Annotated in this window: 4 protein-coding genes; all 4 read right to left on the reverse strand. The window is 29.4% G+C overall.

What is annotated here, in order from left to right; genetic code table 11:
• The coding region (locus EV142_RS24285) for an IS1 family transposase (protein ID WP_132038361.1) at positions 1-188 on the reverse strand (188 nt) is incomplete at its 3' end.
• Positions 189-348: 160 nt separating this feature from the next.
• Positions 349-864: a hypothetical protein gene (locus EV142_RS23905; protein WP_132038362.1), complete on the reverse strand. Its 516-nt coding sequence runs from the start codon at positions 862-864 to the stop codon at positions 349-351.
• An 8-nt stretch (positions 865-872) separates the two neighbouring features.
• Positions 873-1,409: a hypothetical protein gene (locus tag EV142_RS23910; protein ID WP_132038363.1), complete on the reverse strand. Its 537-nt coding sequence runs from the start codon at positions 1,407-1,409 to the stop codon at positions 873-875.
• Positions 1,375-2,286, reverse strand: a 912-nt coding sequence (locus tag EV142_RS23915; RefSeq protein WP_132038364.1) for an RHS repeat-associated core domain-containing protein, incomplete at its 5' end; no start/stop codon positions are given. The genes EV142_RS23915 and EV142_RS23910, both read right to left, overlap by 35 nt.

The following is a 2,286-nucleotide window of genomic DNA, read 5'->3' on the forward strand; positions in this document are numbered from 1 at the left end:
TCTTTAGTAAACTGGATAATATTTTTATCCATATCTGACTTATAAGCTTGATAAATATATTTTTCAACTCTTGTTTTTCTGCACTGCTTACAAATATATCTCTGAGCGCCAGACTTTGTTTTTCCATATTTTATCATATTTCTAATTTCACCAACACATCTGCAACACCAAGTCGGGTTTGAAGCCATTTTTTTTAGATTTAAGACGTTATAAAATAAAAAAACAACCCGAAGGTTGTTTTAATTTTTATGCGATATTAATATAAAACTTTGATTATCTGCAAATGTGAGATGGAATTATTAAACACCAACACATCTGATACATTACCCTACCATTTAATTTCGAAAATCAAAGAAAATTAGGGCTATAATTTTCAAATCTTAATTCAGAATTATTAATTATAAAATCGATAGCTTTAGTTGAACTTTCTTCATTTTCCAATCTTAACAATTTCTTTTTGGAGGTATGTTTTACATTTAACAAATTAATCTCAAATGACTTCATTTTAAATTCAAGTTTTGGTTCCCAAGGTCGAACTACATAATTATAGTTCTTCTTTTTATCATATGTTAACAAAGTTATTAAAGGCATTCCTTCAATTTGAACTTTTCGTTTAATTATTAATAGCCCTAAAAAAAAAAAGCCTATAAATATATTTCTTTGATTAATAACGATGCCTTTTTTCAATAAAATTATAAAAATAAAAAGCAAAATTAAAACACCTAGAGCACCTTCTACATACATCACTATTACATTTAATTCTGAATTTAAAATTCCAAAAAAAACAAACGTCAAAATTAATGTGATGAAAAATAAATTTTTTAACTGATTATATTCAATACTTCTTTCTAATATAATTTTCATTTAGTCTTCTACTTATGTCTTTCAATTACTATTACTTTATGTGATGCTCTTACAACATTTTCAATATAACGAACTTTATCTTCACCCTTATTTGTATCTATAGATATGTGATCATTAATTATACCATCTAAATAGTGCGCCCCTACTTCAGAAAACTTTATTCCATAAATAGGTATTGATCTGTTATTCAATGCTCCAAAGGTATCAAGTTTCATTTTCTTTAGATCTTCTATTCTATAATTCAGATCTTTGGTTTTATTCATATAAAATGTAATATATCTACTTTTCTTATCATCTTCAAATGATGTTGTAATACTATCTAAAACACTTTTGTAATTTATCTTTCCATTATACTCTTTATTAACATAAATTGTATCTGGAAAATCAAAATTGAACTCTACTGAACTGTTTTTAAATTTATTTTTTACAGCAACTTTCTTTTTGATCAACTCTTTTTCAGAATTTGCATTATCCTTACAGGAAGCAATACTAATCATTAAAAACATAGCACTAACGGCCACTATTATTTCTTTTTGCGTCTTCATAAGCTTTATTCTTTTCTTTTGCATCATTAGTCCGAACTTTACTAATATCTGACCTTTTTACAACTGTATCTTTTTTAAATGTTTGAACTTGTGATGGATTAATACCGATCGCTGGAACAGCTCGTGAATTTTCTGTTTCAATTGTAACGTCATCGCCACTATTACTATTATTCATTGTTGGTTCAGATTTTACTTCATCTCCTCCGTCTGGGCTTTTCACAAAAGGATTGCTTCCATCAGGAGCTACACCAGGTATCGTTGTCGGCGCACCATAAACATCGGTTAATCCAACAACTACACTCATGTCAACTTGTTTTGTTTTTCTATCTCCTTGGTCGGTTGTCATCCCACCTTGTTTTCCTCCTTCGGTCGCAAAACTAACGCCAGAACCAGAACCCTTTTGAGCTTTTTCAGCCTTACCTATTTTAACATCAGGAGTTATTTTATCTAATATTGCACTAGCTTTTTGAGAAAGAATATTTCTAGTATTTGAAACAACAGTACTAATTTTATTTGCAACATAATTTTTAACTGCAGATGTAGCTCTATTAATTAAACCCGTAATTGGGTTATCTGGCCACATTCCATCAGGGTCAATAAAATACACTGGATTATCCATTGCATAATTATAAGGAGACCATCTTCTTCCTTTTTCAGCTAACGGATCAATATTCATCCAACGACCAATTGCTGGGTCATAATTACGTGCCCCATAGTCGTACATGTTAAGCCCCAGCTCGTCTTGGAGCTCTTTATTGTTGTATTTATACTTATTTCCAGTCGCTACATATTCATTATACCCCTTATGTTTTAAACCAAAAGGATAATAATTATTTTCTTCTATAATTTCAAGAACGTTTTGTGCATTTTTGGAATA

Origin of the sequence: Flavobacterium circumlabens, from assembly GCF_004345565.1 — a bacterium.
GTDB lineage: Bacteria > Bacteroidota > Bacteroidia > Flavobacteriales > Flavobacteriaceae > Flavobacterium > Flavobacterium circumlabens.